The sequence below is a fragment of the Nocardioides sp. genome (assembly GCF_041393715.1).
In the GTDB taxonomy this organism is placed as follows: domain Bacteria; phylum Actinomycetota; class Actinomycetes; order Propionibacteriales; family Nocardioidaceae; genus Nocardioides.
This window is the reverse complement of record NZ_JAWKJQ010000016.1, coordinates 12,188-27,460: the sequence shown is the minus strand read 5'-3', so window position 1 is coordinate 27,460 and position 15,273 is coordinate 12,188. Positions and strand designations below refer to the sequence as shown.

Sequence of the window (15,273 nt, the reverse complement as noted above, 5' to 3'; positions counted from 1 at the left end):
ACAGGGGGAGACCTCGCGCATCTCGCAGCGCGTCCGATCGGGAACCACCGGACGGCCACGAGCCCTGATCGTGGCTGGCGCCTCTGACCCGCGCCTTCATTGGCTCCAAGGTCGCCCGACGATCCCTCGGTCCCCGCGCTATGCCTCGGGACCGGAGCCGCGCCGGTGACGCAGCAAGGTCAGCACCGTGCCCGCGCACAGTGCCGTCCCGACGACCCACGCTGCGGCGGTGCTGCCGTCGGGTTGGAGGACGCGGACGAGGCGGCCCAGGGGTGCCTGGACGCCGTACAGGGTCGTGACGATGAGCAGGCTGGTCGTGGCCAGCGCGCCGGCACCGGCGCCGCGCCACAGCGTGACCAGGCCGGCGAGACCGGTGAGCGTGAGGACGTGGCCCGCCGTCGCGAGCGGCGGCACCGAGCCGGCGCCCGGCAGGAACACCACGACGCCGATCGTGCAGCACCCCGCGAAGAGCAGGCTGTCCGCCGAACGCAGCCGCCGCCCCGGTCGTGCCTCGACGCCCTGCCCGGTCGTCGCGAACGCGTCACACACCGCCATCGCCCACACCAGCGGGAGGAAGGTCGACCAGACGGCCCTGCCCTCGTTGCCCACGACCACGGGCAACAGCAGCTGGCGACCGCCGACGGCCCCGGCGAGCAGGAGGCAGAGCAGGGCGACGAGGCAGAGGGTCGGCACGTGCCGCACCCGGAGCCAGGTGCTCACGAGGCCGGGGGGCAGCGGAGGTCCGAGACGCCGGCTCGGAACCATGCTGCCTGGTCAGCGGCTGCCTGATCGAGCCGCGATCGTGCCTGAGCAAGACTGTCGGCACTCACGACGTCGGTGAGTCCGTCTTCGGCGGGGTTCGCCGCCAGGGCGAGCGCCACCACCAGCACCTCGGTGTCCCGCCCGATCGTGACCTGGCAGCCGGCGCGCTGGTCCAGGTAGCCCGCTGCCATCGACAGCGTCATCGGGCCGGGAGCGAGTCCTCGCCCGGCATCCACCGTGGTTGCCCCCTCCTCCCCGGGCCTGGCCGTCACGGTGCTGATCGGGGGCAGGTCCCAAGCGCGGAGCTGCTGGTTGAGGCGCGCCGCCGTCGCGCCGATCTCCCGCCGCCGTCCTGCCTCCTCGGGCCACAGGCAGACCTCGATGTCGGAGTACTCCGCACACGAGAGCGGTGTCGAGCGCGGCTCGGCGGCCAGCAGGTTCAGCTCCTGCGAGGAGCGCGTGACCACGAGCCAGCCCAGGGCGACCGACAGCGCGACCGCCACGGTCACCGCGACCGAGGTCAGCGGCCGTGAGAGTCGCTCCCACCTCGTCACGGTCATGGCGAGCGCCACGCCGAGCACCAGGGTCACCGTCAGGACCAGCGTGGCGGTCACGGCGGTGCGCGACGGCTGGGACGTCGTCGCGAACCCGTCGATCATCGGAGACATCTGGTGCAGCTCGCGCGAGCTGGTGGCCGGGAGGTAGTTGACCCAGGCGAAGGCGACCACCGCCGCCGCTGGGACGGCCACCACGACGGGCAGCGCCCACGACAGGGCGACGCCCAGCGCGGCGGCGCCGGCGAGGACCGCCACGAAGGTCGCCATCAGCAACCAGCCGGCTCGTTCCTGCGGAAGCGTCTGCGCCGAGACGCAGACGGCCAGGCACCCCACGGCGGGACCGCCCGCGAGCAGCGGCCAGAAGCCGGCCGCCACGACGGCCGCGCCACGGCGCCGCGGCCGCAACGTCGCGTGCAGCTGGGCCCATCCCCGGGTCGAATAGCTCGTCATGGCAGCGAGGAGGGGGGCGTTGTAGGCCAGCCCGATGCCGGCGCCGGAGAGATCGGCCACCGGATAGCCAGTGAGCGGGACGTCGTTCAGGACGGGGAGCGTGACGCCGATCGCCAGCATCACCGGGAGGAACCACCACGCACCCGAGACCCGGAACGCGGCCACCACGCTCAATGCTCACCCCGCCCGAGCATGGCGGCGAACGCGGCCGCGAGGGACAGACCCTCGGGGTGACCCTCTCGGAAGTCGGTGACCGCTCCGTCGAAGCGGAACCGTCCGGCATCCAGCACCGCGACCCGGTCGACGTCGTCGGCCAGCTCGTCGACCTGATGGGTCGAGACGACGATCCCGCCGGGCATCGTGAGTCCGCGCAGCACCTCGCGGAACAGCGCCGACTGCGCCGGGTCGAGGCCCGCGGTGGGTTCGTCCAGCAGGAGGACGTGTGCGCGCCGGGCCAGCGTCTGCGCCAACCCGAGGCGGCGCAGCTGCCCGCCCGACAGCTCGCCCGCGCGCCGCGAGCTCAGGTCGGTCAGGTCGACGGCCTCGATGGCGGTCCGGGCACGGGATCGGCAGTCGCGTCGGGAGGCGCCGGTGACCCACGCGCCGTACTCGACCTGCTCCTGCACCGTGAGCCCGCGGATCGGACGCACGTCCTGGGGCATCCAACCGACCAGCTCGAACAGGTCCGACCGTCCCGACGTGCCGTTGACCGTGACCCGGCCGGCCCGAGGTCGCTCCAGGCCCGCCAGCAGCTTGAGCAGCGTGGACTTGCCGGCGCCGTTGGGGCCCAGCAACAGCGTCGTGCAGCCCTGCGACACCGTCCAGTCGAGCCCGTCGAACACCGGAGGGGACCAACGCCGGTAGCGGAAGACGACACCTTCCGCCCTGAGCGGACTCTCGAGCGGCGCCGGCATCACCGGTCGCCGCGTGAGTCTGGAAGCGCGCCGATCACCAGTAGACGGTAACGCCTGCCGTGGTGCAGCCGACCGGGTCGGACCAGGTCGGCCCGCGCTGACGCGCTCCCCGGAGTCGGCCGGTCACGAACGTGTCAGCCGAGCAGGACCTTGTCAAGGAGCGACCTTGCCGGCCACATCGGCGCTGCCCGGCCGGCCCACGGGCCGGGCGCGAAACGCGTCCGACACATGAGGACCGCACACTGGTGTCATGCTGTCGGACACCTCCCACGAGCTGATCGCCGCCGACCGTCGGGAGCCCGACGTGGCGCAGTACGCCGGCGGGGTGTCGTCCGACGCCCACCATGCGGCACTGCGCGCCTCGGTGAAGCTGCTCGGCCGACTGCTCGGCGACGCGCTGATCCGGCACGAGGGGGAGGACCTGCTGGCGCTCGTCGAGCAGGTCCGCGGCCTCTCGCGTGACGACCGCGACGAGGAGCTCCACGAGGTGCTGGCCGCCGTCGACGACGCCACCGCGGTGCGCTTGGCACGTGCCTTCACGGCGTACTTCCAGCTGGCCAACATCGCCGAGCAGCTCTACCGGTGGCGGGAGCTGGCCGGTGGCGCGGAGGGGCCGCTGGCGGCGACCGCCACCAGGATCGGGGAGGCGCTGGCCGAGGGCGACCTGGCCGAGGAGGTGCTTCGTGAGGTGCTGGCCCGGGTCGAGTACCGCCCGGTGTTCACCGCGCATCCGACCGAGGCGAGCCGCCGGTCCGTGCTCGAGCTCCTGCGCAAGATCGCCGACCTGCTGGCCGCGTTGGGCGACCCGGTCCGGTCGCCGGCGGACACGCCGCGCCTGGAGCGGCGGCTCGCCGAGCTGGTCGACCTGCTGTGGCAGACCGACGAGCTCCGCGTGGTCCGACCCGAGCCCCAGGACGAGGCGAAGACCGCGATCTACTACCTCGAGTCGCTGGCTGCCCAGGTGGTCCCCGACCTGCTCCAGGAGCTCGACCGCACGCTGGGCTCGGTGGGCGTCGAGCTGCCGGTCGACGCGCGGCCGCTGCGCTTCGGCAGCTGGGCGGGCGGCGACCGCGACGGCAACCCGTTCGTCACTCCGCAGGTGACGCTCGACGTGCTGGCGCTGCTGCACGACCACGGTCTGCGGACGCTGGTCGCCGCGGCCGAGGACCTGCTCACGGAGATGAGCGCCTCGACCCGGGTGGTGTCGGTCAGCGACGAGCTGCGGGCCAGCCTCGACGCGGATGCCGAGGCGCTGCCGATCACCTATGCGGCGGTCCGCCGGCTCAATGCCGAGGAGCCCTATCGCCTCAAGCTGTCCTACGTGCGGGTCCGGTTGCAGCGCACTCGCGACCGGATCGCCCGCGGCACCGCCCACGAGCCCGGTCGTGACTATCTCGGGCTCGACGACCTGCTGACCGACCTGACCCTGGTCCGCGACTCGATGATCGCCAGCGGGGACCGGCTCACCGCCGACGGTGGCATCCTCCGGATGATCCGCACCGCCACCGCGATCGGCCTCGGCCTGGCCACCCTGGACGTCCGCGAGCACAGCCAGCGACACCACGACGCGCTGGCCGCCCTGTATGACCGGCTCGACGAGCTGGACACGTCCTACGCCGAGCTGGCCAGGCCCGAGCGGATCGCCCTGCTCTCCGGAGAGCTCGCCTCGCGGCGTCCGTTGCTGGGCCGCACCAACACCGACCTGCCGGCCGAGGCGACGGCGAGCCTGGAGCTGTTCGCCGCGATCGGCGAGGCCCTGGACCGGTTCGGCGCCGACGTGATCGAGACCTACATCGTGTCCATGACCCACGACGTCGACGACATCTTCGCCGTGGTGGTGCTGGCCCGTGAGGCCGGTCTGGTCGACACCGGCACCGACGAGCGGGGCGCGACGGCGCGGATCGGGTTCGCGCCGTTGTTCGAGACGGTCGCGGAGCTGGAGCGGGCCGGCGAGCTGATGGACCGGCTGCTGTCGGAGCCGGCGTACCGGCGGCTGGTCGCGGCGCGCGGCGACGTGCAGGAGATCATGCTCGGCTACTCCGACTCGTCCAAGGACGCGGGCATCGCGGCCTCGCAGTGGCAGATCCACCGCGCGCAGCGAGCGCTGCGCGACGTCGCCCGGCGACACGGCGTCGTGCTGCGGCTCTTCCACGGTCGTGGTGGCTCGGTGGGTCGCGGCGGCGGCCCGACCGGCGAGGCGATCATGGCCCAGCCGAACGGCAGCCTGGACGGACCGATCAAGATCACCGAGCAGGGCGAGGTGATCTCGGACAAGTACACGCTGCCCGGGCTGGGTCGATGGAACCTCGAGAACGCCCTGGCGGCCGCGCTGGAGGGCTCGGTGCTGCACCGCCGGTCGCTGCTGCCGGCGGAGGTGCTCACCGGCTGGAACGACGCGATGGACCTGGTCGCCGAGGCCGGCAAGGCGGCCTATCGCGAGCTCGTCGGTGATCGCGCGCTGGTGCCGTTCTTCGTCACCGCCACGCCGGTGGAGGAGCTCGGCAAGATGAACATCGGATCGCGCCCAGCCAAGCGGCCCGGCGGCGAGGGGGACCTCAGCGACCTGCGCGCGATCCCGTGGGTGTTCGGCTGGACGCAGTCACGGATCATCCTTCCCGGGTGGTACGGCGTGGGGTCCGGGCTGGCCGCGGCCCGGCAGGCGGGGCGGGCCGACACGCTGGCGGAGATGTACGGCTCGTGGCCGTTCTTCCGGACCTTCGTGTCCAACGTCCAGATGACGCTGACCAAGACCGACCTCGACATCGCCGCCCGCTACGTGCGCGAGCTGGTGCCCGGCGATGCCGAGCCGCTGTTCGACCGGATCAGGGAGGAGCATGCCCGCACGGTGGCGGAGGTGCTCGCCGTCACCGGCCAGCAGGAGCTGCTCGAGTCGGCGCCGGTGCTGCGTCGTACCCTCGGCATCCGCGACGACTACCTCGTGCCGCTGCACGCGCTGCAGATCTCGCTGTTGGCGCGAGCCCGGGCGGCGGGGGAGTCGGCCGGCCAGGACAGCGATCTGCAGCGTGCCCTGCTCCTCACCATCAACGGCATCGCCGCCGGTCTGCGCAACACCGGCTGACGTCACGGCCGTGTCCGATTTCCGCGAGACCTGGTCGGCGGCGTAGGCCAGGATGGGGGCATGGCAGCGAGTGGAACCTCCCGGACCGCGGCCCGGCCGCACGGGGCCGGCCGGCTCGACGCGGAGTCGTGCTATCGGGCGGTGAAGTCGCGGGACCGGCGCTTCGACGGCGTGTTCTACACCGCCGTCCGCACCACCGGCATCTACTGCCGGCCCTCGTGCCCGGCCCGGACCCCGGCGCTCGCCAACGTGACGTACTACCCGACGGCGGCCGCCGCCCAGGCGGCGGGCTTCCGCGCGTGCAAGCGGTGCCTTCCCGACGCGACACCCGGCAGCCCCGACTGGGATGTGGCGGCCGACGCGGCGGGTCGCGCGATGCGACTGATCTCCGACGGCGTCGTCGACCGCGAAGGGGTGGAGGGTTTGGCGCAGCACGTCGGCTACACCCCGCGCCACCTCACCCGGCTGCTCACCGCCGAGCTCGGGGCCGGACCGCTCGCGCTGGCGCGGGCCCGGCGCGCGCAGACCGCGAGGGTGCTCATCGAGACCACCGACCTGGGCTTCGCCGACGTGGCGTTCGCGGCCGGGTTCGCGAGCGTGCGCCAGTTCAACGACACGGTGCGCGAGGTCTATGCCGCCAGTCCCACCGAGCTGCGGGGCCGCCGCGGTCACACCCGCACCGGCGACGGGGTGCTGGAGCTGCGGCTCGCCGTCCGCACGCCGTACGCCGGCTCCGCACTGCTGTCCTTCCTCGCCGACCGTGCCGTCCCCGGCGTCGAGCTGGCCGACGTCGTCACCGGTCGCTATGCCCGCACGCTCGACCTGCCGCACGGACCGGGCACCGTCGAGCTCACCGTGACCGACCATCCGGCCGAGCCCGGCACCGCGCTCGTGCCGGCGACGTTCCGGTTGGCCGACCTCCGAGACACCGCCGCCGCCGCCGAGCGGGTGCGACGCCTGCTGGACGCCGACGGCGACCCGGTGGCCGTCGCCGACGCCTTCGCCGGCGACCCGGTGCTCGGGCCGCTGCAGTGGCGGCGCCCCGGCCTGCGGGTCCCGGGTCACGTCGACGGCACCGAGGTGGCGGCACGCGCCGTCCTCGGTCAGCAGGTCAGCGTGGCGGCCGCTCGCACCGTGGCCGGCCGCCTGGTCGCCGAGCACGGGCGCCGCGTCGACACCGGTGTCCCCGGCCTCACGCACCTGTTCCCCGACGCTGCCGCCCTCGCCGGCCTCGACCCGGAGTCGCTGCCGATGCCTCGCAGCCGCGGCCGGGCCCTGGTCGGGCTCGCCGCGGCCCTCGCGGCCGGTGACGTCGCCCTCGACCGCGGCGCCTCCCGGGCCGACGTACGCACCGCGCTGCTGGGGCTCGCCGGGATCGGACCGTGGACGGCCGACTACATCGCGATGCGGGCCCTCGGCGACCCCGACGTGTTCCTGCCGACGGACCTCGGCACCCGCGATGCGCTCCGGCTGGCCGGGGCCGACCCGGCGCGGGCAGCCGCGCTCGCCGAACGGTGGCGGCCGTGGCGCTCCTACGCGCAGCTGCACCTGTGGCACTCCCTGGGGGACGACCCCCGCGACCCCTCCGAGAGGATCTGACCATGTGGACCGTGATGGACTCACCCATCGGCGAGCTGCGCCTCGTCGAGCACCACGGCGCGATCTCGGCGATCGAGTTCACGCCATTCGGCCACTCGCCCGACGGCCGGCCGCGCGGCGAGCGCGCCGACGACAGCCCGGTGCTGCGCGAGGCGGTGCGTCAGCTCACCGAGTACTTCGCGCGTGACCGCAAGGAGTTCGACCTCCCGCTCGCGCCGGACGGCACCGACTTCCAGCGGCGGGTGTGGGACCAGCTGCGGGCCATCGGCTACGGCGAGACCGCGTCGTACGGCGAGATCGCGCATCGCCTGGGCATGACCAACGCCGCCAGTCGGGCCGTCGGTCTCGCCAACGGGCGCAACCCGATCCCGATCGTGATCCCCTGTCATCGGGTGATCGGGGCCGACGGCAGCCTGACCGGCTACGCCGGCGGCCTGGAGCGCAAGCAGACGCTGCTCGAGCTGGAGCAGGACGCCTTGTTCTGAGGGGCCGCCCCCTCACTCCTCGGCGGCGCGGCGCAGCGACTCCGACAGTCGCTCGGCCGCGGCGAGCACCGCGGGCGCGTGCATCCGGCCCGGCTGGCGCGAGAGCCGCTCCAGCGGCCCGGAGACCGAGACGGCGGCGATCACCTTGCCACCGGGGGAGCGGACCGGTGCGGACACCGAGGCCACGCCCTGCTCGCGCTCGCCCACGCTCTGCGACCAACCGCGGCGGCGGATGCCGGAGAGCGCGGCCGCGGAGTAGGCGGCGTTCTGCAGGCCGCGGTGCATCCGCTCGGGGTCCTCCCAGGCCAGCAGCACCTGCGCGGCCGAGCCGGCGCGCATGGTCAGCTGGGAGCCGACCGGGATCGTGTCGCGCAGCCCGGACGGGCGCTCGGCCGCAGCGACGCACACGCGGTGGTCGCCCTGGCGGCGCCAGAGCTGCGCCGACTCGCCGGTGATGTCGCGCAGTCGCGCCAACACCGGGCCGGCCGCGGCGAGCAGTCGGTCCTCGCCGGCCGCGGCGGAGAGCTCGGAGAGCCGGGGGCCGAGCACGAACCGGCCCTGCATGTCGCGGGCCACCAGCCGGTGGTGCTCCAGTGCCACCGCCAGCCGATGGGCGGTGGGTCGGGCCAGGCCGGTCCCGGCCACGAGTCCGGCCAGGGTGGCCGGCCCCGCCTCGAGGGCGGAGAGCACGAGGGCCGCCTTGTCGAGGACGCCGACGCCGCTGGAGTTGTCCATATGGCAATACTGCCGTCTCAGATCATGGGATGCAAGTGCTACGCTCCCGTAGGTAGCGAGCCACGACGTTGAGGGAGGCGAGCCATGGGCCGGACCCTGGCGGAGAAGGTGTGGGACGAGCATGTCGTCCGGTCGGCCGCGGGGGAGCCCGACCTCCTCTACATCGACCTCCACCTGCTCCACGAGGTGACCTCTCCGCAGGCCTTCGACGGCCTTCGCCTCGCCGGCCGGAGCGTACGCCGGCCCGATCTGACCCTGGCCACCGAGGACCACAACGTCCCCACCGTCGACTGGGACCGGCCGATCGCCGATCCGGTGAGCCGGACACAGGTCGAGACGCTCCGCAAGAACGCCGCGGAGTTCGGCGTCCGGCTGCACCCGCTGGGTGACATCGAGCAGGGCATCGTCCACGTGGTGGGTCCCCAGCTGGGTCTGACCCAGCCCGGCATGACCATCGTCTGCGGCGACTCCCACACCTCCACCCACGGTGCGTTCGGCGCGCTCGCGTTCGGCATCGGCACCTCCGAGGTCGAGCACGTGCTCGCGACCCAGACACTCCCGCAGGCGCGGCCGAAGACGATGGCGGTCACCGTCAACGGCTCGCTGCCCGAGGGCGTCACGGCCAAGGACCTGGTGCTCACGCTGATCACGCACACCGGCACCGGCGGCGGCCAGGGCTACGTCGTCGAGTACCGCGGCCAGGCCATCGAGGAGCTCTCGATGGAGGCCCGGATGACGATCTGCAACATGTCGATCGAGTGGGGCGCCAAGGCCGGCCTGATCGCTCCCGACCAGACGACCTACGACTACATCGAGGGTCGTGCCGAGGCGCCGAAGGGCGCCGACTGGGAGGCCGCGGTCGCCCACTGGCAGACGCTGGTCACCGACGCCGACGCGGAGTTCGACAAGGAGATCGTGCTCGACGCCTCGACGATGACGCCGTTCGTCACCTGGGGCACCAATCCCGGTCAGGGCGTGCCGCTGGGCGGCGTGGTGCCGGGGCCCGACGACTTCGACGAGGAGACCGACAAGATCTCCGCCGAGAAGGCGCTGGCCTACATGGGCCTGACCGCCGGCACCCCGATGCGCGAGATCCCGGTCGACACCGTCTTCGTCGGGTCGTGCACCAACGGCCGGATCGAGGACCTGCGGACCGCCGCCTCCATCCTCGAGGGCCGCACGGTCGCCGACGGCACCCGCCTGCTGGTGGTGCCCGGGTCCGTTCGGGTGCGGATGCAGGCCGAGGAGGAAGGGCTGCACGAGGTGTTCCTCGCGGCCGGCGCCGAGTGGCGCGGGGCCGGCTGCTCGATGTGTCTTGGCATGAACCCCGACCAGCTCGCGCCGGGCGAGCGGAGCGCGTCGACCTCCAACCGCAACTTCGAGGGACGTCAGGGCAAGGGCGGGCGCACCCACCTGGTCTCCGTCCCCGTCGCGGCCGCCACGGCGGTGCGCGGCACCCTGTCGTCCCCGGCCGACCTGGCCTGACTGCTGGTCGAGGAGGAACCATGGACAAGTTCAGCACCCACACCGGCGTCGGCGTCCCGCTGCGGCGCAGCAACGTCGACACCGACCAGATCATCCCCGCGGTCTACCTCAAGCGGGTCACCCGCACCGGCTTCGAGGACGGCCTCTTCGCGGCCTGGCGAGGCGACCCCGACTTCGTGCTCAACAACGAGGCGTACGCCGGCGGCTCGGTGCTCGTCGCCGGTCCTGACTTCGGCACCGGCAGCTCGCGCGAGCACGCCGTCTGGGCGCTGCAGAACTACGGATTCCAGGTCGTGGTCTCCTCCCGCTTCGCCGACATCTTCCGGGGCAACTCCGGCAAGGCCGGCCTGCTCGCGGCCCAGGTCGACGAGAAGGTCGTGCAGCGGCTGTGGGACCTGCTGGAGACCGAGCCCGGCACGACGATCACCGTCGACCTCGAGTCGCGGACGATCCGCGCGGGCGAGGGCGAGACGGCGGTCGAGGACTCCTTCGACATCGACGACTACACCCGGTGGCGGCTGCTCGAGGGGCTCGACGACGTCGGCATCACCCTGGGTCATGAGGCCGACATCGCGGCCTTCGAGGCCGCGCGGCCGTCGTACAAGCCGGCGACGCTGTAGCCCTCGACGGCGGCGTCGAGGGGCGGGAACCCTGTCGTCACGGGGGTTTTCGGGCCGTTTGCGGCTGAATTCCTCGCGAAACGCCGCGTCGTATAGTGGCGCGAAGGCCGGAAACACCTAGCGTTTCCAGGTGAAAGTCGGGCACCGGCCCGACCCGACGCGTTTCATTGGGAAGGGAAGCTAGTGAACAAGTCACAGCTCATCGACGCGCTGGCCGCGCGCTACGAGGGGAACCGCAAGGCGGCGTCCCACGCGCTGGAGTCCGTGCTGGACACCATCACGCGTGAGGTGGCCAAGGGCGAGAAGGTCGCGATCACGGGCTTCGGCTCGTTCGAGAAGCGGGTCCGCGAGGCGCGCTGGGTGCGCAACCCGCAGACCGGTGCGCGGATCAAGGCGAAGAAGACGGCCGTGCCGAAGTTCACCGCCGGCGCCGACCTGAAGAAGGTCATCTCGGGTGCCAAGAAGCTGCCGAAGCTGCCCGCGGCGACCGCCAAGAAGGCAGCCGCTCCGGCCAAGGCCGCGGCGAGCAAGACCACCGCCGCCGCCAAGAAGGCCGCTCCCAAGAAGGCGGCTCCGAAGAAGGCCGCTCCGGCGAAGGCCGCGGCGAAGAAGGCGCCCGCGAAGAAGGCTCCTGCCAAGAAGACCTCGGCGGCGAAGGCCCCGGCCAAGAAGACCACGGCCAAGAAGGCGCCGGCGAAGAAGGCTCCTGCCAAGAAGGCCCCGGCCAAGAAGGCGCCCGCCAAGAAGACCACGGCGAAGAAGGCCCCGGCCAAGAAGACCGCCAAGAAGTCCTGAGTCACCTCGACGGTGGCCGGCCCCGACGGGGTCGGCCACCGTCGTCATTTCGCTCGTGACCAGCGCGGCCGCGGGTGCCCTGCCTACCTGGCGGCGAGCACACTGCGGGTGTGCTCACCCAGGCCCAGCTCGGCCGCCGCACCCAACGACTCCGGGTCGTCGACGTCGAGGCGCAGCGTGGGGAGCGCGCCGAGGACCTCGACGGCACCGGCCGCCCGGTGGCGCCCGGCGGAGCCGCTCCCGAAGCGGGGCGTGAACCGCGCCCAGGGCGCGGCATAGGTCGTGGTCCCGAGGCGCTGCCGGTCGCCGACGAAGGCCTCGACACCGGACATCTCCCTCAGCGCTGCGTCCAGGTCGGCCGGCTGGAGGGCGGGCAGGTCGGCGCACAGCGCCACGACGTACGACGAGGGGTCCAGGCGCTCGGCCCCGGCGCGCAGCGCCGCATTGAGCTCGCCGGCGTCGGGGGCGACCCGCGACCCGGCGGCACGGGCACGCCCCGCCACGGTGGGGTCGTCGGTCACCACCACGACCTCGTCGACGCACCTCGCGGCCAGCGCGGCCGCGAGCGTGTCGAGCGCGAACGCCACCGCCAGCTCCCGGCGTACCTCCTCGCCGAGCGACGCGAGCCGTGACTTGGCCAGCTCGGGGCGCTTCACCGGAAGCAGCACGACGGTCGGCGACACGGGCCGATTCTGACAGCCGCCCGCGCTGGTCGGGATCGGCCACCCCGCACCCGACCGAGTAGCCTGCTGCCGTCGGGTCCGGAGCGCACGAGGACACCACGGCCGGGTCGACCGGCCCCGCGGGAGAGGTGGCAGGTGACGGTTCGCAGGACGACGGAGAAGCGCAACTGGGCGTGGAACCTCGCCGTCGGCGTGCTCAAGCCGCCGATCCTCGCGTCGGTGCGGCGCGACTGGCGCGACGGCGAGAAGATCCCCGCCACTGGCGGCTGTCTGGTGGTCTTCAACCACATCTCCCACATCGACCCGCTGATGGCCGCCCACTTCGTCTATGACCACGGCCGGCTGCCGCACTACCTCGCGAAGTCGACGCTCTTCGACAACAAGGTGCTCGGCGGCTTCCTGCGCACCGTCGGCCAGATCCCGGTCGAGCGGCTGACCCGCAACGCCGTGGGGGCCTTCGACGCGGCGGTCGCCGGCATCCGCGAGGGCAAGTGCGTCGTCGTCTATCCCGAAGGCACGCTGACCCGCGACCCTGGGCTGTGGCCGATGCAGGGCAAGTCCGGTGCCGCCCGGATCGCCCTCGAGACCGGCTGCCCGGTCATCCCCGTCGGCCAGTGGGGCTCGCATGAGCTGCTCGCGCCGTACGCCAAGAAGCCCGACCTGGTGCCCCGCAAGACCGTGCTGATGAAGGCCGGCGACCCGGTGGACCTGTCGGACCTGGTCGACCAGCCGCACACGCCGGCGGTCGTGGGCGAGGCGACCGACCGGATCATGGCGGCGCTCACGTCGCTGGTGGCCGATCTGCGTGACGAGGCGCCTCCGAGCGAGCGGTTCGACCCCCGCAAGGCCGGCGTCCGGCCGATCGGCAACCCCAACGAGAAGCCGCGCAAGCCGCGGTCCGGGAGGTAGGCATGGCCAGGATCGCGGTCTTCGGGGCCGGTTCGTGGGGCACGGCGTTCTCGATCGTGCTCGCCGACGCCGGCAACGACGTGACGATCTGGGGCCGTCGCGAAGAGGTGTGCGCGGGGATCAACGATCAGCACGCCAACCCCGACTACCTGCATGGGATCTCGCTGCCGGAGTCGATCCGGGCCACCCATGATCCCGAAGAGGCGGCGAGCGCGGCTGACGTCGTCGTGCTGGCCGTGCCCTCGCAGACGCTGCGCGGCAACCTCGCCGAGTGGGCGCCGGTGCTGCCGGCGTCGGCGCCGTTGGTCTCGCTGATGAAGGGCGTCGAGCTGGGCACCCTGGAGCGGATGAGCCAGGTGATCGCCGAGCTCACCGGCGCCGGGCCCGACCGGATCGCGGTCGTCAGCGGTCCCAACCTCTCCAAGGAGATCGCTCGTCGCGAGCCTGCCGCCTCGGTGGTCGCCTGCGAGGACGAGGCGGTCGCCCAACGCCTGCAGGAGCTGATGCACTCGCCGGCGTTCCGCCCCTACACCAGCACCGACGTGGTCGGCTGTGAGCTGGGCGGGGCCTACAAGAACGTCGTCGCGCTGGCGGTCGGCATGGCCATCGGGCTCGGGTACGGCGACAACTCGACCGCCTCGGTGATCACCCGTGGGCTCGCGGAGACCGCGCGGCTGGCCACGGCGCTGGGTGCCAACCCGCTCACCCTGATGGGCCTGGCGGGCCTCGGCGACCTGGTCGCCACCTGCTCCTCACCGCTCTCGCGCAACCGCACCTTCGGCGAGAAGCTGGGCCGCGGGCTGACCACCGAGGAGATCTACGCCAGCACCCGCCAGGTGGCCGAGGGCGCCAAGTCGTGCTCCTCCATCGTGGAGCTCGCCCACCGCACCGGCGTCGACGCCCCCATCGCTGAGCACGTCGACCTGGTCGTCCAGGGCCGCGCCACCGCCTCCGAGCTCGTCGAGGCCTTCACCAGCCGCGACACCAAGGCCGAGACCGACTGAGGTTGACCCGGCAGAACCTCGGATTGACCCGGCAGAACCTCGGGTTGACCCGGCAGAACCTCGTGAACTTCCGCCGGGTGAAGGTGAACTTCTGCCGGGTCAACCGAGGCGCGAGAGGGCCTCGGAGAGGTCGGCCCAGAGGTCCTCGATGTCCTCGATGCCGACGCTGAGGCGGACCAGGCCATCGGGGATGGTGGCCGGCTCGGAGGCCCATCGGCGGCGACGCTCGAAGGTCGACTCGACGCCGCCCAGGGAGGTGGCGTGGACCCACAGCACCGTGTCGCGGGTGAGCTGGTCACCGGCGGCCGCCCCGCCCGCGAGCACCAGCGACACGATGCCGCCGAAGCCGGGGTAGCGCACTTCCGCCAGCGCCGGGTGCCCCTCGAGCCGGCGTACGAGCTCCGAGGCATTGGCCTGGGCACGCTCCACGCGCAGGTGCAGGGTGCGCAGCCCGCGCAGCGCGAGCCAGGCCTCCATGGGGCCGGGGACCGCGCCGATCAGGTCGCGGCGGCTCTTGAGGGCGGTGTGGACCTCGGCGTCCCGCGTCACCACGGCGCCCATCAGGACGTCGCTGTGGCCCGCGAGGTACTTCGTGGCGGAGTGCACGACGATGTCGGCGCCCAGGTCGAGCGGGCGTTGCAGCAGGGGAGTGGCGAAGGTGTTGTCGACCACGACCCGGGCCCCGGCGCCGTGGGCGCCGGAGATCACGGCCGCCAGGTCCACCACCTCCAGAGCCGGGTTGGTCGGTGACTCCAGCCACACGATCGCGGCGTCCTCGGCGGCGGCGATCACCGCCTCGGTGTCGGTCGCGTCGACCAGGACCCCCGTGGCGCGGCCGCGCGCCTCGAGGTCGGCGAGCTGCATGGTCACCCCGTTGTAGGCATGCCGCGGCGCGACCACCGTGTTGCCCTGGCCGACCAGGTCGAGCACGGTGGCGACCGCGGCCAGCCCGGAGGAGAACGTCAGGCAGCGACCGCCCTCGAGCGCCCCGAGCGCCTCCTCGAACGCCTGCCAGGTCGGGTTGTCGTAGCGGCCGTACTCCAGGTCGCCACCGGCGACGTACGTCGACGCCAGCGTGACCGGCGGGTTCAGCGGAGCGTCGGGCAGCACCTCGGGGCGGGCGGCCTTGACGACGACGGTGGCGGGAGCGGGGTCCCGTGGGTCGGCGGGCATGAGGCCCAGCCTAGGCCGGTAGG

Annotated in this window: 14 protein-coding genes; 8 read left to right on the top strand and 6 right to left on the bottom strand. The window is 73.0% G+C overall.

Features of this window, described 5'->3' with window-relative positions; genetic code table 11:
- Window positions 1-138: 138 nt before the first annotated feature.
- From R2740_RS18130 to R2740_RS18120, 3 genes are read right to left on the bottom strand one after another with little or no spacing between them, the layout of a single operon-like run.
- On the bottom strand, window positions 139-720 hold the full coding sequence (locus tag R2740_RS18130; RefSeq protein ID WP_371304095.1) for a hypothetical protein: 582 nt from the start codon (window positions 718-720) through the stop codon (window positions 139-141).
- The gene (locus R2740_RS18125) at window positions 717-1,937 is read right to left on the bottom strand and encodes a hypothetical protein (RefSeq protein ID WP_371304094.1); all 1,221 of its coding nucleotides are present in this window, start codon (window positions 1,935-1,937) and stop codon (window positions 717-719) included. Before R2740_RS18125 ends, R2740_RS18130 begins: the two co-directional genes overlap by 4 nt.
- Window positions 1,938-1,939: 2 nt before the next feature.
- The gene (locus tag R2740_RS18120) at window positions 1,940-2,611 is read right to left on the bottom strand and encodes an ABC transporter ATP-binding protein (RefSeq protein ID WP_371304093.1); all 672 of its coding nucleotides are present in this window, start codon (window positions 2,609-2,611) and stop codon (window positions 1,940-1,942) included.
- 322 nt (window positions 2,612-2,933) lie between these two features.
- On the opposite strand from R2740_RS18120, the gene ppc reads away from it, so the two are divergent.
- Genes ppc through R2740_RS18105 form a run of 3 tightly spaced genes read left to right on the top strand, consistent with a single transcriptional unit; the run spans window position 2,934 to window position 7,846 of the window.
- On the top strand, window positions 2,934-5,762 hold the full coding sequence (ppc, locus tag R2740_RS18115) for a phosphoenolpyruvate carboxylase (protein WP_371304092.1): 2,829 nt from the start codon (window positions 2,934-2,936) through the stop codon (window positions 5,760-5,762).
- Window positions 5,763-5,822: 60 nt separating this feature from the next.
- A complete protein-coding gene (locus R2740_RS18110) occupies window positions 5,823-7,361 on the top strand; it encodes an AlkA N-terminal domain-containing protein (protein WP_371304091.1) in 1,539 nt (512 codons plus the stop codon).
- Window positions 7,362-7,363: 2 nt separating this feature from the next.
- Entirely contained in the window at window positions 7,364-7,846 is a 483-nt protein-coding gene (locus R2740_RS18105) for a methylated-DNA--[protein]-cysteine S-methyltransferase (protein ID WP_371304090.1), read from the top strand.
- Window positions 7,847-7,858: 12 nt separating this feature from the next.
- On the opposite strand, the gene R2740_RS18100 is transcribed toward R2740_RS18105, so the two are convergent.
- Window positions 7,859-8,581 (bottom strand): IclR family transcriptional regulator, encoded by a 723-nt coding sequence (locus R2740_RS18100; RefSeq protein ID WP_371304089.1) that lies wholly within the window; start codon window positions 8,579-8,581, stop codon window positions 7,859-7,861.
- Between the two features lie 84 nt (window positions 8,582-8,665).
- On the opposite strand from R2740_RS18100, the gene leuC reads away from it, so the two are divergent.
- The 3 genes from leuC (at window position 8,666) to R2740_RS18085 (ending at window position 11,481) form a co-directional block, all read left to right on the top strand.
- The gene (gene leuC / locus R2740_RS18095; protein ID WP_371304088.1) at window positions 8,666-10,066 is read left to right on the top strand and encodes a 3-isopropylmalate dehydratase large subunit; all 1,401 of its coding nucleotides are present in this window, start codon (window positions 8,666-8,668) and stop codon (window positions 10,064-10,066) included.
- Window positions 10,067-10,086: 20 nt separating this feature from the next.
- A complete protein-coding gene (gene leuD / locus R2740_RS18090; protein ID WP_371304087.1) occupies window positions 10,087-10,686 on the top strand; it encodes a 3-isopropylmalate dehydratase small subunit in 600 nt (199 codons plus the stop codon).
- A gap of 183 nt (window positions 10,687-10,869) precedes the next feature.
- Window positions 10,870-11,481: an HU family DNA-binding protein gene (locus tag R2740_RS18085; protein ID WP_371304086.1), complete on the top strand. Its 612-nt coding sequence runs from the start codon at window positions 10,870-10,872 to the stop codon at window positions 11,479-11,481.
- An 83-nt stretch (window positions 11,482-11,564) separates the two neighbouring features.
- On the opposite strand, the gene cofC is transcribed toward R2740_RS18085, so the two are convergent.
- The gene (cofC, locus tag R2740_RS18080; RefSeq protein ID WP_371304085.1) at window positions 11,565-12,164 is read right to left on the bottom strand and encodes a 2-phospho-L-lactate guanylyltransferase; all 600 of its coding nucleotides are present in this window, start codon (window positions 12,162-12,164) and stop codon (window positions 11,565-11,567) included.
- A gap of 135 nt (window positions 12,165-12,299) precedes the next feature.
- Between cofC and R2740_RS18075 the strand changes: the two genes are divergently transcribed.
- Both R2740_RS18075 and R2740_RS18070 read left to right on the top strand, forming a co-directional pair.
- A complete protein-coding gene (locus tag R2740_RS18075) occupies window positions 12,300-13,073 on the top strand; it encodes a lysophospholipid acyltransferase family protein (RefSeq protein WP_371304084.1) in 774 nt (257 codons plus the stop codon).
- Between the two features lie 2 nt (window positions 13,074-13,075).
- A complete protein-coding gene (locus R2740_RS18070; protein ID WP_371304083.1) occupies window positions 13,076-14,077 on the top strand; it encodes an NAD(P)H-dependent glycerol-3-phosphate dehydrogenase in 1,002 nt (333 codons plus the stop codon).
- Window positions 14,078-14,176: 99 nt separating this feature from the next.
- Here R2740_RS18070 and R2740_RS18065 read toward each other — a convergent pair whose 3' ends face one another.
- Complete coding sequence (locus R2740_RS18065) at window positions 14,177-15,250, bottom strand: PLP-dependent aspartate aminotransferase family protein (protein ID WP_371304082.1); 1,074 nt, start codon at window positions 15,248-15,250, stop codon at window positions 14,177-14,179.
- Between the last annotated feature and the right edge of the window lie 23 nt (window positions 15,251-15,273).

What these genes read in the sequence shown, in the direction of transcription:
- ppc (WP_371304092.1), top strand. Translation starts at nt 2,934, where the DNA reads ATGCTGTCGGACACCTCCCACGAGCTGATCGCCGCCGACCGTCGGGAG.
- R2740_RS18110 (WP_371304091.1), top strand. Translation starts at nt 5,823, where the DNA reads ATGGCAGCGAGTGGAACCTCCCGGACCGCGGCCCGGCCGCACGGGGCC.
- R2740_RS18105 (WP_371304090.1), top strand. Translation starts at nt 7,364, where the DNA reads ATGTGGACCGTGATGGACTCACCCATCGGCGAGCTGCGCCTCGTCGAG.
- R2740_RS18100 (WP_371304089.1), bottom strand. Translation starts at nt 8,581, where the DNA reads ATGGACAACTCCAGCGGCGTCGGCGTCCTCGACAAGGCGGCCCTCGTG.
- leuC (WP_371304088.1), top strand. Translation starts at nt 8,666, where the DNA reads ATGGGCCGGACCCTGGCGGAGAAGGTGTGGGACGAGCATGTCGTCCGG.
- leuD (WP_371304087.1), top strand. Translation starts at nt 10,087, where the DNA reads ATGGACAAGTTCAGCACCCACACCGGCGTCGGCGTCCCGCTGCGGCGC.
- R2740_RS18070 (WP_371304083.1), top strand. Translation starts at nt 13,076, where the DNA reads ATGGCCAGGATCGCGGTCTTCGGGGCCGGTTCGTGGGGCACGGCGTTC.
- R2740_RS18065 (WP_371304082.1), bottom strand. Translation starts at nt 15,250, where the DNA reads ATGCCCGCCGACCCACGGGACCCCGCTCCCGCCACCGTCGTCGTCAAG.